Source organism: Mesorhizobium sp. M0317, assembly GCF_040321555.1.
GTDB lineage: Bacteria > Pseudomonadota > Alphaproteobacteria > Rhizobiales > Rhizobiaceae > Mesorhizobium.
On record NZ_JAMYRV010000002.1, the window covers coordinates 1 to 13,523 of the forward strand.

16 protein-coding genes and 1 pseudogene are annotated in these 13,523 nt (G+C 63.1%); 12 read left to right on the top strand and 5 right to left on the bottom strand.

Features of this window, described 5'->3' with window-relative positions; translation table 11 throughout:
* Positions 1–336: 336 nt before the first annotated feature.
* The 3 genes from NKI88_RS02320 to NKI88_RS02330 are packed head-to-tail and all read left to right on the top strand — an operon-like array spanning position 337 to position 3,993.
* A complete protein-coding gene (locus NKI88_RS02320; RefSeq protein ID WP_023823065.1) occupies positions 337–2,406 on the top strand; it encodes a prolyl oligopeptidase family serine peptidase in 2,070 nt (689 codons plus the stop codon).
* Between the two features lie 32 nt (positions 2,407–2,438).
* Positions 2,439–2,561 carry a hypothetical protein gene (locus tag NKI88_RS02325; RefSeq protein ID WP_023670422.1) on the top strand — a complete coding sequence of 41 codons (123 nt, stop codon included), beginning with the start codon at positions 2,439–2,441 and terminating at the stop codon, positions 2,559–2,561.
* Positions 2,562–2,613: 52 nt separating this feature from the next.
* On the top strand, positions 2,614–3,993 hold the full coding sequence (locus tag NKI88_RS02330) for an aspartate aminotransferase family protein (RefSeq protein WP_023739079.1): 1,380 nt from the start codon (positions 2,614–2,616) through the stop codon (positions 3,991–3,993).
* A 423-nt stretch (positions 3,994–4,416) separates the two neighbouring features.
* On the opposite strand, the gene mmsB is transcribed toward NKI88_RS02330, so the two are convergent.
* Positions 4,417–5,301 (bottom strand): 3-hydroxyisobutyrate dehydrogenase, encoded by an 885-nt coding sequence (gene mmsB / locus NKI88_RS02335; protein WP_352653641.1) that lies wholly within the window; start codon positions 5,299–5,301, stop codon positions 4,417–4,419.
* Between the two features lie 23 nt (positions 5,302–5,324).
* Positions 5,325–6,491, bottom strand: a complete 1,167-nt coding sequence (locus NKI88_RS02340; protein WP_352653642.1) for an isobutyryl-CoA dehydrogenase — start codon at positions 6,489–6,491, stop codon at positions 5,325–5,327.
* A 148-nt stretch (positions 6,492–6,639) separates the two neighbouring features.
* Between NKI88_RS02340 and NKI88_RS02345 the strand changes: the two genes are divergently transcribed.
* Together NKI88_RS02345 and NKI88_RS02350 are read left to right on the top strand one after the other, a co-directional pair.
* Positions 6,640–7,248 carry a dimethylsulfonioproprionate lyase family protein gene (locus NKI88_RS02345; protein ID WP_352459147.1) on the top strand — a complete coding sequence of 203 codons (609 nt, stop codon included), beginning with the start codon at positions 6,640–6,642 and terminating at the stop codon, positions 7,246–7,248.
* Between the two features lie 2 nt (positions 7,249–7,250).
* Positions 7,251–8,726 carry a cobyric acid synthase gene (locus tag NKI88_RS02350; protein WP_352653643.1) on the top strand — a complete coding sequence of 492 codons (1,476 nt, stop codon included), beginning with the start codon at positions 7,251–7,253 and terminating at the stop codon, positions 8,724–8,726.
* 106 nt (positions 8,727–8,832) lie between these two features.
* On the opposite strand, the pseudogene NKI88_RS02355 reads toward NKI88_RS02350, so the two are convergent.
* Positions 8,833–9,051: pseudogene (locus NKI88_RS02355) on the bottom strand (AraC family transcriptional regulator); the annotation flags it as partial.
* 98 nt (positions 9,052–9,149) lie between these two features.
* Complete coding sequence (locus NKI88_RS02360) at positions 9,150–9,320, bottom strand: hypothetical protein (RefSeq protein WP_023670429.1); 171 nt, start codon at positions 9,318–9,320, stop codon at positions 9,150–9,152.
* A gap of 103 nt (positions 9,321–9,423) precedes the next feature.
* Here NKI88_RS02360 and NKI88_RS02365 point away from each other — a divergent pair, with 103 nt between their 5' ends.
* From NKI88_RS02365 to NKI88_RS02395, 7 genes are all read left to right on the top strand, one after another.
* The gene (locus NKI88_RS02365) at positions 9,424–9,702 is read left to right on the top strand and encodes a hypothetical protein (protein ID WP_352653644.1); all 279 of its coding nucleotides are present in this window, start codon (positions 9,424–9,426) and stop codon (positions 9,700–9,702) included.
* Complete coding sequence (locus NKI88_RS02370) at positions 9,699–10,082, top strand: hypothetical protein (RefSeq protein WP_352653645.1); 384 nt, start codon at positions 9,699–9,701, stop codon at positions 10,080–10,082. Before NKI88_RS02365 ends, NKI88_RS02370 begins: the two co-directional genes overlap by 4 nt.
* Positions 10,079–10,339, top strand: a complete 261-nt coding sequence (locus NKI88_RS02375) for a hypothetical protein (protein WP_352653646.1) — start codon at positions 10,079–10,081, stop codon at positions 10,337–10,339. The genes NKI88_RS02370 and NKI88_RS02375 overlap by 4 nt, the downstream gene beginning before the upstream one ends.
* 10 nt (positions 10,340–10,349) lie before the next feature.
* Positions 10,350–10,910 (top strand): J domain-containing protein, encoded by a 561-nt coding sequence (locus tag NKI88_RS02380; RefSeq protein WP_352653647.1) that lies wholly within the window; start codon positions 10,350–10,352, stop codon positions 10,908–10,910.
* The gene (locus NKI88_RS02385; RefSeq protein ID WP_352653648.1) at positions 10,907–11,161 is read left to right on the top strand and encodes a hypothetical protein; all 255 of its coding nucleotides are present in this window, start codon (positions 10,907–10,909) and stop codon (positions 11,159–11,161) included. The genes NKI88_RS02380 and NKI88_RS02385 overlap by 4 nt, the downstream gene beginning before the upstream one ends.
* Positions 11,162–11,282: 121 nt before the next feature.
* Complete coding sequence (locus tag NKI88_RS02390) at positions 11,283–12,236, top strand: DUF5131 family protein (protein ID WP_352653649.1); 954 nt, start codon at positions 11,283–11,285, stop codon at positions 12,234–12,236.
* Positions 12,237–12,380: 144 nt separating this feature from the next.
* Positions 12,381–12,584, top strand: a complete 204-nt coding sequence (locus tag NKI88_RS02395; protein ID WP_352653650.1) for a hypothetical protein — start codon at positions 12,381–12,383, stop codon at positions 12,582–12,584.
* Between the two features lie 218 nt (positions 12,585–12,802).
* On the opposite strand, the gene NKI88_RS02400 is transcribed toward NKI88_RS02395, so the two are convergent.
* Complete coding sequence (locus NKI88_RS02400) at positions 12,803–13,198, bottom strand: hypothetical protein (RefSeq protein ID WP_352653651.1); 396 nt, start codon at positions 13,196–13,198, stop codon at positions 12,803–12,805.
* Positions 13,199–13,523: the final 325 nt, after the last annotated feature.

The following is a 13,523-nucleotide window of genomic DNA, read 5'->3' on the forward strand; positions in this document are numbered from 1 at the left end:
CCCCCCACCCCCCCTTCCCTTCGCCGCCGCGCCGCCCGCGCGGTCGGGGCGGGGGGGGGGGGGGGGTGCCCCCATACCGCGCCAGTTTGGGTGGGGGGCGCCGGGGGCGCGCGGGGTCCCCCCCCCCCGGGGCGGGTGGCGTCATGGATGTGATCGGCGCCTCCGGTCTGCCGATCACGCTGGGCGCGATTTGTCTGGCACTGGCTGTGGCCACGGTCCTGCGCCGGCGGATGGTTTGAGGCCGCATTCCCCCGATGACCTGACGTACCATCTTGAATAAAACCGCTTGCAACGCGATGTAGGCAGGGCTGCCCGCCACTAGCCTGGAGACCATGCGTGACCCAATCGACGACAAAACGCCAGACGGATGCCACCGCGGAGGACAAGTTCCTCTGGCTGGAGGACCGGACCAGCAAGGAATCGCTCGACTGGGTGCATCGCCAGAACCAGATCACCGTGGCCGAACTACAGGGCGATCCGTCCTACCAGGCGGCCTTCGAGACGGCGCTCGACCTGATGACGGCCGAGGACAACATTGCGGTCGGTGCCGCGCTCAACGGCCAAGTCTATAATTTCTGGCAGGACAAGACCAATGTGCTCGGCCTCTGGCGCCGCACGACGGTTGCTTCCTACAAGACCGAGAAGCCTGTGTGGGAGACGATCATCGACTTCGACGTGCTGTCGGCCAAGGAGGGGGTGAAGTGGGTGTTCAGCGGCGCCAGCCGCCTTTACCCCGATTTCAACCTTTGCCTGGTGGCGATGTCGCCGGATGGCGGCGATGCGAGCGAGATGCGCGAATTCGACATCGAGACCAAATCATTCATCGAGGGCGGCTTCCGCGCTCCCGCCTCGAAATCCGGCTTTTCCTGGCTGGACAGGGACACGGTCATTGTCTCGGCTGCCTTCGATGAAGACGACAAGACCCAGTCCGGTTATCCGCGCGTCGTCAAGCTGTGGAAGCGCGGCACCCGGTTGGAGGAGGCGACGCCGATCTTCGAGGCCGAGAAGCAGGATCTCGCGGCCGGCGCGGGGGTCGAGCATGATGGCGACAGGCAGTATTTGTTTCTGGCCCGCACGATCGCCTTCTTCTCCTCGCACAGTTTTCTGCGCCTGCCGTCGGGCGAAAACCGGCGCATCCCGCTGCCGGACGATGTCACCGACACCGCGCTGTTCAAGGGCCGGTTCGTGTTCGGGGTGCGCAGCCCATGGACGGCGCCGGGCGGCACTGAGTGCTTGCCGGACGGCCTCTATTCCTTCGATTTCGAACACTGGATGGACACCGGCGACCTGGGCCCTGTTGAAACCATGCTCGCGCCAGCGCACCGTGTTTCGGTCGCCGGCATTGCCCGCACTCAGGACCGGCTGTTCATCAATCTGATGGACAATGTGCGCGGCAAGGTCGTTGTCGCCGAGCGCAGCGGCGACCGCTGGTCGCTGAAGCCGGTGGCGCTGCCCGAGAACGGCAATGTCGGCATCGCGCATGCCGAGCATTTCGGTTCCAGCGTCTCCTTCTCCTTCACCGATTTCCTGACGCCGAGTTCGATCATCTGGTCGGACGATGACGGGGTGACGCTGGCCACCGTGAAATCGCAGCCGGCGCGGTTCGACGCCGCGCCGCTGGTCTCGGAACAGTTCGAGGCGCGCTCGAAGGACGGCACCATGATCCCGTATTTCGTCGTCAGGCGGCGCGACCAGAAGGGTCCGGTACCGACGCTTCTCTATGGTTATGGCGGCTTCGAAATACCGCTGCTGCCCGGCTATGCCGGCGTGCGCGGCAGGCTGTGGCTGGAGAAGGGCAATGCCTATGTGCAGGCCTGCATTCGCGGCGGCGGCGAGTTTGGGCCGGCCTGGCATCAGGCGGCGCTGAAGGGCAATCGCCAGACTGCCTTCGACGATTTCGCCGCGGTGGCGCAGGACGTCGTCAGGCGCGGCATAGCCACGGCTGCTTCCCTCGGCATCCAGGGCGGCTCGAATGGCGGCCTGCTTACCGGCGTTTCCCTGACGCAGCATCCCGAACTGTTCGGCGCCGTCATCATCGAGGTGCCGCTGCTCGACATGCTGCGCTACACCGAACTGCCGCCAGGCGCCTCGTGGATCGGCGAATATGGCGATCCGGCAAAACCGGAAGAAGCCAAGTGGCTCGCCGCCTATTCGCCGTACCATCATGTCTCGGCCGATGCCGTCTATCCCCCGGTGCTGCTCACGACATCGACCGCCGACGACCGCGTCCATCCCGGCCACGCCCGCAAGATGGCGGCGAAGCTGCAGGAAGCAGGTCACGGCAAGACGTTGTTCTTCGAGGAGACGGAAGGCGGCCATGGCGGTCGCGGCGACCGCCGGCCGCAAGCGGCGCAAACCGCCATGAAATACGTGTTCCTGCAAAGGGTATTGAGCGGCACCGCTTGAATTCCGGGCCTCGGGCGGCATAGACTGCCGCCATGGTCTACATGAGCACATCCGGCGCCTTCGGGGTCGCGGTGACACCGTCGCCGCGCACGCTGCGCGCCGAACTGCTCAGGCTGTGCGCCCGCATCGGCTATTCGCCGCCCGCCGTCCTCTGACGAAGTCGCCCCGGCAGCTTGCCGGTTTGATTCCAGAGGAAAGAGCAAACCCATGACTTACCAGAATTATTCGCTGAAGCAGCTTCAGCAGATTGACGCCGCGCATCATCTGCATCCCTTCACCGACCACAAGGAATTGCGCGAGACCGGCTCGCGCATCATCACCCACGCCAACGGCCCGTTCATCTACGATGCCGACGGCACCGAAATACTCGACGGCATGGCCGGGCTGTGGTGCGTCAATGTCGGCTATGGCCGCGACGAGCTGGCCGACGCCGCTTACGCGCAGATGAAGGAATTGCCCTACTATAATTCCTTCTTCAAATGCTCGACGCCGACGCCCGTGCTGCTGTCGAAGAAGCTGGCCGAGCTGGCGCCCAAGGGCATCGCCCAGGTGTTTTACGGCTCCTCCGGCTCGGAGGCCAACGACACGGCGCTGCGGCTCGTGCGCCACTATTGGGTGCTGGAAGGCAAGCCGGAGAAGAACCGCATCATCTCGCGCAAGTCGGCCTATCACGGCTCGACCGTCGCCGGCACGTCGCTGGGCGGCATGGATTTGATGCACAAGCAGCTCGGCGGGGCGGTGCCCAACATCGTCCATGTCATGATGCCCTATGCCTATGAGTTGGCGCTGCCTGGCGAAAGCGACCATGATTTCGGCCTGCGCGCGGCCAAGGCCGTCGAGGACGCCATCCTCGAAGCCGGTGCCGACAAGGTGGCGGCCTTCATCGGCGAGCCGGTGATGGGCGCGGGCGGGGTGAAAATACCGCCGATGAGCTATTGGCCGGAAGTGCAGCGCATCTGCCGCAAATACGATGTGCTTTTGATGCTGGACGAGGTCATCACCGGCTATGGCCGCACCGGCGAATGGTTTGCGGCGCAGACCTTCGGCGTCGAGGCCGACACCATCACCACGGCCAAGGCACTGACCTCGGGCTATCAGCCGCTGTCGGCGCTGCTGGTCGGCGACCGTATCGCGGCGACGCTGGTCGAAAAGGGCGGTGAATTCTACCACGGCTATACCTATTCGGGTCACCCGGTGGCCTGCGCGGTGGCGCTGAAGAATCTCGAGATCATGGAGCGAGAAGGCCTGGTCGACAGGGTCAGGAACGACACTGGACCTTACTTCGCCCAGGCGCTGCAGGAGCGCATTGCCGGCCACGAACTGGTCGGCGAGGTGCGATCGATCGGGCTGATGGGCGCGGTCGAGATCGTCAAGGACAAGGCGACCAAGGAGCGCTTCCTGCCGGCGGGCAGTGCCGCCGTCACCGTCCGCGACCACGCCATCGCGCAAGGCCTGATGCTGCGCGCCACCGGCGACACGATGATCCTGTCGCCGCCGCTGATCTGGACCCGCGCGACGATCGACATGGCTTGCGATCGCATCGCCAAAGCGCTGGATCTGGCGCAAGCGGATTTGCGCAAGAAGTAGATGGAACGACAGCCGGACGCCTTGCAATCAGGGCGCCCGGACTGTGCGCCTGCTTATCGTCAGGGTCGAAGGGGTCAGCGCACCGATCGTGCTGGTCAATGAAGACCATCAGGCAATTCCGAACGCTGTAATCGGAACATAATTCAGACCGAACAGTATACGACTGCAAAACGCAAAAACCGCGCTCCATCGGAACGCGGCTTTGCCAGATACGCATGGCATTTCGCCAACAATACACTTGCGAAACTTACGGGCTCCGGTACGCGAGACCTGATCCGGAGCGCCGGGCGGATGCGATATGTCCGCCTCGCCATCCGTTATATAGGCACATCGTTACCGCCGGGTTATCGAGAGCTTAAGCAAATCTAAATTTGCAATTTTTCCGTGCAATAAAAATCGAGAAAAGCGCTGCCAAATCGAAACTTATAGAGAACTGCCGCGAAGGAAATTTATGATGCCGGAAAAATCCGATCCGCCATTTCCCTGGGCGTTGAACAGCGCATAAAGCTGGGCCGCTTCGGCCCCCATTGGCGTCACCGCGCCGGCGCTTTGGGCCGCCTCCTGCGCCAGTTTCAGGTCCTTCAGCATGAGTGCTGCGGCAAAGCCCGGTTTGTAGTCGCGGTTGGCGGGTGAGGCCGGCACGGGACCCGGCACCGGGCAATAGGTGGTCAGCGACCAGCACTGGCCCGACGAGGTCGAGGCAACGTCGAACAGGGCCTGACGCGAGAGGCCGAGCTTTTCGGCCAGCACGAAGGCCTCTGCGACGCCGATCATCGAAATGCCGAGCATCATGTTGTTGCAGATTTTGGCTGCCTGACCGGCGCCGTCGTCGCCGCAATGGACGATGCGGCCTGCCATCGGCTTCAGGACCGGTTCGGCCTTGGCGAAGGCATCCTTGGCGCCGCCGGCCATGAAGGTTAGCGTTCCCGCAGCAGCACCGCCGGTGCCGCCGGAGACGGGGGCGTCGATCGAATGCAGCCCGTGCTTCCTTGCTACGGCATGCGCCTTGCGGGCCGACTCGACATCGATGGTCGAGGAATCAATAAACAGGGCGCCTGGTTTGGCCTTGGGTGCGATGTCCTCGTAGACCGAGAGCACGTGCTTGCCGGCGGGAAGCATGGTGATCACGACATCGGCGTCCTTCACCGCCGCCACGGCATTCGCCATGACAATGACGCCATGCTCGCGGGCGACGGTGAGGTTTTCCGGCATCAGGTCAAAGCCGTGCACCGCGTGCCCCGCCTTGACGAGATTGGCAGCCATCGGGTTGCCCATATTTCCGAGACCAATGAAGGCGATGGTGGTCATCAATCTCTCCTGAATTGTTGCCGTCAGCGTCCAATCAACGCCCGCGCGATGATCACGCGCATGATCTCGTTGGTGCCTTCGAGGATCTGGTGGACGCGCAGGTCGCGCACCAGTTTTTCGATGCCGTAATCATGGAGATAGCCGTAGCCGCCATGCAGCTGCAGCGCCTCGTTGGCGACGTTGAAGCCGATGTCGGTGACGAAGCGCTTGGCCATGGCCGACCATTTGCCGGCATCCGACGCCTTGCGGTCGAGTTTCGAGGCGGCGGCGTAGAGAAAGATCCGCGCTGCCTGCAATTCGGTCTCCATGTCGGCCAGCCGGAACTGCAGCGCCTGGAACTGGTTGATCTTCGAGCCGAAAGCCTTGCGCTCGGCGGTATAGGACAGCGCCTTGTCGAGCGCAGATTGCGCGCCGCCGAGCGAACAGGCAGCGATGTTGAGGCGGCCGCCGTCAAGGCCGGCCATGGCGATGCCGAAACCTGCGCCTTCCCCCGACAGCAGGTTTGCAGCCGGCACCTTGCAGTCCTCGAAGATCACCTGGCGGGTCGACTGCATGTGCCAGCCCATCTTGTACTCGTTGGCGCCGAAGGAGAGGCCGGGCGCATCCTTCGGCACGACGAAGGTGGAAATGCCCTTCGGCCCGTCGGCGCCGGTGCGCGCCATGACGACATAGAGGTCGCTGTCGCCGGCCCCGGAGATGAACTGCTTGGCGCCGTTAAGCACATAGTCGTTGCCGTTCTTCACCGCGCGCGTCTTCAGCGCCGCGGCATCCGAACCTGAACCCGGCTCGGTCAGGCAGTAGCTCGCCAGCCATTCCATCGAGGTCAGCTTCGGCAGGAAGCGTTGGCGCTGCTCGTCGTCGCCGAAGCGGTCGATCATCGACGCCGCCATATTGTGGATCGAGATGAAGGAGGAAAACGCCGGATCGGCGTGCGACAGTGCCTCGAAGATCAGCACGGCGTCGAGCCGGCCGAGCGCCGAACCGCCGACATCGTCCCTGACATAGATGCCGCCGAGGCCGAGCGGGCCGGTCTCGCGGATTACATCGGCGGGAAAGTGTCTTGCCCGGTCCCATTCGAGCGCATTGGGCGCAACGCGATCGGCGGCGAAGGCCTGTGCCATCTCCTGGATGGCGCGCTGTTCCTCGTTGAGCTCGAACTGGCTGGTGCTCGCATCGACCGCGGCGTCCATGGCGTGCTCCCTGTGTTCCCCAGCTGGGGTTGGCTTGCTGGCCTGTTGTTTTTGGCTTTGCGCGCCGCTCAATCTAGACCAATGATGCCGCCGCGCAACCCGGCTCGCCGCGCAGCCGCTGTGCATGAATGGATCAACGGAGCATTGCGTGCCGACATATTTCGACGAATTGCTCGACCGCTTCCATGCCTATCTCCGGGGCGTGGACAACGCGCTGGTGCGGGACGCCGTGACCCGGATCGGCTGGAATATGACGGCGCGCGTGCTCGAAGCGCATCCGCTGCCTTGCCTTGGTCTGCTCGACCGCATTGTCGAACTGGCGCCGCCGGACCCGCAGCCTCTGGTGCAACTGCTGGCGGAGCGTCGTGACGATCTGTGCTGGGGGCAGACCTACAACGCGAGCGATTTTGGTGAAGCGTTCTTGCAAAAATACGGCTGGCTGGAGGTGTTTGGCACGCGCGGCCATTTCGCCAATGAAGAGGTCGCGGCCGGATTGCTGATCCTGGGACCCGGCATCACCTATCCCGACCATCATCACATTGCCGAGGAGATCTACATTCCGCTGACCGGCGGCACCGAATGGCGCATGGGCGAGGGCGGCTTTCACATCCGCCAGGCGGGCGAAATTATCCATCACGCCTCCAATGTCAGCCATGCCATGCGCACCGGCAGCGAACCGTTGCTGGCGCTCTACATCTGGCGCGGCGGGCCGCTGTCGCAGAAGTCGACCGTTTCCGGCGCGCAGGGCAGGGGCTGAGCATGGCCAAGGCGATCATGCTGCAAGGCACGGGTTCGGATGTCGGCAAGACGGTGCTGGTGGCGGGGCTCTGCCGCGCGGCCAGGAATCGCGGGCTGAAAGTCAGGCCGTTCAAGCCGCAGAACATGTCGAACAATGCCGCCGTCGCCGACATTCTGGGCGACAACCGGCCCGGCGGCGGCGAGATTGGCCGTGGGCAATGGCTGCAAGCGCTGGCGTGTGGTGTTCAGCCGACCGTGCATATGAATCCGGTGCTGCTCAAACCCCAGAGCGACATCGGTTCGCAGGTGATCGTGCAGGGCAAGGTGTTCGGCGAGGCGCGAGCGCGCGACTACCAGACAATGAAAGCGGGGCTGATGGACGCCGTGCTGGAGTCCTGGACGAAGGTCGGTGAGGGCGCCGATCTGGTCATCGTCGAGGGCGCCGGATCGCCGGCCGAAATCAACCTGCGCAGCCGCGACATCGCCAATATGGGCTTTGCCACACGCGCCGACGTGCCGGTCATCCTGGTCGGCGACATCGACCGCGGTGGCGTCATCGCTTCGGTCGCCGGCACTCATCTGATCCTGCCGGAGGAAGACAGGCGCATGATCGTCGGCTACCTCATCAATAAGTTCCGCGGCGATGTCTCGCTGTTCGACGACGGCATCCGGTCGATCGAAAGCTTCACCGGCTGGCGCTGCTTTGGCGTCGTGCCGTGGCTGAAGGCGGCGGCGCGATTGCCTTCGGAGGATTCGGTCGTGCTCGAACGCCTAGCGTCGGGTGAGAAGCGGGCGTTGAAGGTCGCGGTGCCGATGCTTGGCCGCATCGCCAATTTCGACGACCTCGACCCGCTCAAGGCCGAGCCGCAGGTCGAAGTGGTGTTCGTGCCGCCGGGGCAGCGCTTGCCGGAGAATGCCGGCCTGGTGGTCATTCCCGGTTCCAAATCGACGATCGGCGATCTCATGAAGTTCCGCGAGAATGGCTGGGATCGCGATCTCCTCGCGCACCGCAAACGCGGCGGCCATGTCGTCGGTATCTGCGGCGGTTTCCAGATGCTCGGCCGCCTGGTGCGCGATCCCGATGGCATCGAGGGCAGTGTCACCGAGGCCGAGGGACTCGGCCTGCTCGACATCGAGACGGTAATGGAACCGGAAAAGACGGTGCGCAATGTCAGCGCCCGCTCAGTGCCGTTCGGCCTGGCGCTCGAGGGCTACGAAATTCATCTCGGCCGCACCACCGGGCCGGACATGGCGCGGCCGTCGGCTGTGATCAACGGCATCGACGACGGTGCGATTTCCGCCGACGGCAAGGTTTTTGGCACCTATCTGCACGGCCTGTTTTCCGCCGACGCTTTCCGGGCGAGATTCCTGGAAAGCCTCGGCGTGAAAGGCGGCGGCATCGACTATCGCGCGGACGTGGAAAAAGCGCTGGACGAGATCGCCACCGAGCTGGAGCGCCATCTTGAGTGCGATGCGATTTTTGGGTTAGCAAGGTAGGACCGTCCACCGTTTCGCCATCCTCGGGTCTGCGCGTCCGCTTCGTTTCACTCCGTGGATGTCGAAGTTCGGGCGCTTTCGCCGACCTTCGACGCGGCGCTGAAGGACCAAGGCCGATGGCGAAGGATTCTGCGAAACTGATCACCAGCGGGACGGTGAGCGAGGCGTATTCGACATTGCGAAAATGGCCGGGCGCCGTTTCGCGATAGCCACAAATGTCGGTGACCGCGTTCTGCAGCCGCAGGCCCGGCGCGCGCCGCACCATCTCGAACCGGTCGGCTACCGGGCGGTGCTGTTGATCGTGGCGCTCCGTCTCGCCGGACATGGTCATCCTCCGCGCGGAAGAGCCTAACGGACCATGCATCCAAAGCAAAAGCGCCCGGCTTTTGACCGGGCGCTTCGAATTGCAGAAGTCGCGGGCGCCTAGGCGCCGCGCATCAGGCAGGCGGCGGCAAGCACGATGTATGCGATGAGGACAATCCACACCGCAGCCAGAGGAATGAACGCAAGAACGCCAAGCGCGGCGAGCACGCCGATGATGGCGATGACAAGGGATATGATGAAAACAAGCTGAGTGGGTGCACTAAGATTCATGTGTGGTCCCTCCAACAGGATTGCAATATTGGCCGCAGACCGGGCGTTTGCTGGGTCTTGAAGGTAACACTGTTACAGACACTGTTACGTGCCCGGTGCGGCCATGAAGACCGTAGCAGATTCGCTGTATGCAGCCATGAGCCGGCGGCGGCCAAAGCAGCAAACCCCGGAGCAGATGCAGGCCGCCTGCGACGCTTTCAACGCTACTTATGCAGTCGGCAACGTCATCGAGTGCTGGACGGGTCCGCGCGAGGGCCGGCCGGTTGAGCGCGAGATCCGACACCCGGCCTGCGTCCTCGGCGGCCACACGCCCGTCGTCTACATCGCCGGCGGCGGAGGATGCGTTGCGCTCACCCACGTTGCCGATTGGGTGTCGCCATGAGCGCCGATGATCTGCCTTTCTGGCCAACTGCTGCAGCGCCCGCTGACATTGCCAAGATTTGGCGCTGCTTTCACTGTGACCAGGTTTTCACAGACGCTGGATGCGCTGGCGTGCATTTCGGCCGTGACGAAAGCAGCGAGCCGGCATGCTGCATCCCGCTGGGGGCAGAACGTAGCCTGGTGGGCGCGCTTCGGCGCGCGGAAGACGCCGCCGCTGAGGCATGGACGATGATCCATACCGAAGGCACTGAAGCCGCCAAGGCCTACTGGGCGCAGCACAGCCGCCACCAAGAGCAGCTTCGGGTGGTAGAGGAGGCCGGATACGAACGTGGATTGCGCGATGCCCGGGCCGAGAGGTCACGTGGGAGCGGCCGCCGGTGAGCGTCGCCGACGACATCATTGCCAAGCTCCGGGCACCTGCGGGCCAATATCGCGTCATGTGCGTGAAAAAGATGGAGATGGGCGCCCCCAACGAGGAGTGGCACCACGGCGATTTTGACACCAGGCCCTTGGCGATCGCCGCGGCGAAGACGGAAGGCAACCTGACCACCTTTGCCTACGTCTACAACGAGCATGCCGCCTGCTCCTACTGCAACGGCGGTCCCCCAATTTTCAAACGCGACGGCTACAAGCGGTGAGGAACCAGCCATGACAACCCAGTACCCTTTGACGTGGCCGGCTCTCATTCCGCGCCAGAAAACGCGCGAGCCTGGTCGCTTCAAAACGACGCTCGCCCAGGCGCTCGCTAATGTCGAGAACTCGCTCGCCCTGTTCGGCAAGGACAGCGGCAAGGCGGTCAGCAACTTCGTGATCTCCACCAACTACACGCTGACCGAGCGCCGGCCGGCCGATCCCGGCGTGGCCGTCTGGTTCACTTGGGATGGCATCCAAGTCGCTATCCCGATCGACCGCTACACCACCATCGAAGCGAACCTGCAGGCGGTCCATCAAATCGTCGAGGCGCGGCGCGTCGAACTGCGCCACGGCACTCTGGCGCTCGTCCGAGCGACCTTCACAGGTCTCCTCGCCCTGGCGCCGCCGAGCGGCCGCAGTTGGCGTGAGGTCCTGGGGATGAGCCTGCAGGGGCAGGTCACCAGGAACGACATCACAATGCAGTACCGGCATCGCTCAAAAGGTGCCGCAACTGAGGTGGAGCAAAAAGAACTCAACGTCGCTCGCGACCAAGCCATGAAGGAGACTCCCCTTTGAAAATCACCATCGAGAGCACCAGCAAAGTCGTCGACCTTGTGACTGGCGGCTACTCCGTCCGCGCGCGGTTTTGGCAGGGCGAAACGGCTGACGGCATACCCGTACATGCGTTCATCACCCGCATCGCTCCGGAGATCCCGACATCCGACCCTCGCATCAACGAACTGACGGCCGAGTTCGAGCGTGATCTGAAGCGCCAGGCCGACCCACGCCCGTCCGTGCAGGCAATCCCACTTCGCATGATCATCTGAGGAACTACCAGCATGAGAATAAATACCCGCAAGCCCAGCACGTCGATCGAGCTTTTGCAGCAGCAGATCGAGCGATCGAAACTCGTCTCGGTGGCGTTGGAAACCATGGAGGCCAGCTCAAATGGTTGAAACCACCATCTCGTGGACGTGGACGCGCACCGCCGACGGCCGGCTCGTCCCCGGCTATACCTTCAATCCGTGGATTGGCTGCATGAAGGTGGCGCCGGCGTGTGACGGCTGCTACGCCGAAAACTGGATGGCCACCCGCTATAAGCGCGTCGAATGGGGCATGCCCGGCGTCGGTGTCGGCACACGCTCGAGGACGTCGGCCGGCAACTGGTACCAGCCGGTCCGCTGGAACAAGAAGGCGGCGGCAGACAACACCCGGCCGTTCGTCTTCTGCGCCAGCCTGGCCGACGTCTTCGACAAGGCGGTGCCGGCCAAGTGGCGGAAGGATCTGTTCGATCTGATCCGGTCGACTCCGCAGTTGGTGTGGCTGCTGCTGACCAAGCGTCCGCAAAATATCATCGCTATGTCGATCGCCGCCGGCGGGCTTCCTGCGAATGTTGCGCTCGGCACCACCTGTGAGGATCAGAAGCGGTGGGATCTCAACGTCCCCGAGCTCGCCGTGGCGAAATTCGAGCTCCATCCGCTTTTCACGTTCGTTTCGGCCGAGCCGCTGCTCGGCGAAATCCGGCCGCGCAGCGCGCCGGTACCGGAGGTTCTACGCCGCTATTTTGGCAACAGCCTGCATTTTGACCCTATCCACCGGCGCCAGCCCGATGTCATCCGCCTCGACCAGATCATCACCGGCGGCGAAACCAACCAGGGCTCGCACCGCGCGCGGCCGTCGAACCCGCAATGGGCGCGTTGGATCCGCGACGCCTGTGCCGAATGCGGCACGGTCTACCACCACAAGCAGAACGGCGAGTGGGTGTCGGTCAGCGAGGTTTCGGGCGAGGGCGAGCACTTCACCTTCCCCGACGGTCGGACTGTGCGCCGCGTTGGCGCGGCCAAATCCGGCCGCACGATCGACGGCGTTGAACACACCGGACACGTCCAGGTGGCGGCATGATAGGCTCGCGCGCCTAGTATGCGGGTTAGGCCGCCATCTGCCTGTGCGGTCGAGGTGCCGCAGGTCGAAATCACCATAATTTGGCTTCGCACCAAAAGTCCTTGATGGCATGGTAAGGCATTAAGCCGCGTTGAGGGGCCGGCGATGCCGTTGGAACGTTACCGTGGGGTATTCGAACCCGACGACCTGGACTTACTTCAGCGGGTGCTCGACAAACTGAGCGGCGAGCGCGCGATCGCCCGAGACGACAGGGAACAAAGGGAAGCCCTGGCTTGGGGAGTTATCCTCCTCTTTCAGAATGGGATTACCGACGAGGCGGAACTGCTGCAGGCGTGCCGGTTGCGCTGACCGCTAATGCCCAGCTTTAAGAACCGTGCCTCACGAAGTAGGGAATTCCAGTCGGTGCCGATCAGTTCGATAAGCTGACGTGGTCTCCTTCGCCAATCGTGCGGCGAAGTGCTTCCACCTCTATTTTCTGACGCTGTTTTTCCATGAGCCTGCTCCGCAACCCGAACTGGTTTGCGGCAACAAGGTTCCTGGACCTCCGTCTCACCGTCTGCCTGCGGCTAGTCCTTTACCGCGTTCGCGTCGCTACTGTCGTCGCGATGGCGTTGACGAAGGCGATTCAGCAGTTCGCGTGAGGCTTTGATCGCCCTGCGCGATTGATCCATGTTCTGGCGAAACGTGGCGCGTTCCTCCATGGACTTCTGCCACTTCAGCAAGGTGGCCGCATTCGCAGTTGCCGCTTGAGCGATATCTTTGGGCGTTGCAACCATCGCATCCTCCCAATAAGGCAATGGTAAACGCCACATTAATAAGCCCGCCGAAGCCTCTCTGCAATTGAAAAGAATTGTCCGATTTGTACCAGTTTCCCCCACCTGCACGCCGCGCGGCCGGTTGCCTGAAAAAAAGCCCCTAGATGGTGGAACCATCGTCCCCGGTGCGCGTTCGTTTTTTTCCATGGAACAGGATCGGCCTAGCGAGATCACGCCGCATCAAGAAATGTTGGCGCGTGCTATCGCTAGAGAAACCGGCATCACTCTTGATCAAGCATGCCTTCTGATCAAACTTATCGGCACCGACCGAAACTCGCTCTTGCGGCAAGCGCTGGCATTGCAAACGCGGCGTTGATTTAGGTTCGTTGAAGCGCCTAGCTCTCACTTCGGATAAGATCCTGGTAAAGCGAGAGATACGAAGCTCCGCCAAACGGTGAGTGTGGCTCGCAACAAATTTGCGTCAGGCTTCACGGGAGCTCTTGAAGAGATTGCCGAGCGCAAAGACCATACC

Bases quoted from the DNA above. Each gene is read 5' to 3' on its own strand.
- NKI88_RS02325 (WP_023670422.1), top strand. From the start codon at position 2,439: ATGGTCTACATGAGCACATCCGGCGCCTTCGGGGTCGCGGTGACACCG.
- NKI88_RS02380 (WP_352653647.1), top strand. From the start codon at position 10,350: ATGACAACCCAGTACCCTTTGACGTGGCCGGCTCTCATTCCGCGCCAG.
- NKI88_RS02340 (WP_352653642.1), bottom strand. From the start codon at position 6,491: ATGGACGCCGCGGTCGATGCGAGCACCAGCCAGTTCGAGCTCAACGAG.
- NKI88_RS02400 (WP_352653651.1), bottom strand. From the start codon at position 13,198: ATGGAAAAAAACGAACGCGCACCGGGGACGATGGTTCCACCATCTAGG.
- NKI88_RS02365 (WP_352653644.1), top strand. From the start codon at position 9,424: ATGAAGACCGTAGCAGATTCGCTGTATGCAGCCATGAGCCGGCGGCGG.
- NKI88_RS02395 (WP_352653650.1), top strand. From the start codon at position 12,381: ATGCCGTTGGAACGTTACCGTGGGGTATTCGAACCCGACGACCTGGAC.
- NKI88_RS02360 (WP_023670429.1), bottom strand. From the start codon at position 9,320: ATGAATCTTAGTGCACCCACTCAGCTTGTTTTCATCATATCCCTTGTC.
- mmsB (WP_352653641.1), bottom strand. From the start codon at position 5,301: ATGACCACCATCGCCTTCATTGGTCTCGGAAATATGGGCAACCCGATG.
- NKI88_RS02370 (WP_352653645.1), top strand. From the start codon at position 9,699: ATGAGCGCCGATGATCTGCCTTTCTGGCCAACTGCTGCAGCGCCCGCT.
- NKI88_RS02330 (WP_023739079.1), top strand. From the start codon at position 2,614: ATGACTTACCAGAATTATTCGCTGAAGCAGCTTCAGCAGATTGACGCC.
- NKI88_RS02350 (WP_352653643.1), top strand. From the start codon at position 7,251: ATGGCCAAGGCGATCATGCTGCAAGGCACGGGTTCGGATGTCGGCAAG.
- NKI88_RS02390 (WP_352653649.1), top strand. From the start codon at position 11,283: ATGGTTGAAACCACCATCTCGTGGACGTGGACGCGCACCGCCGACGGC.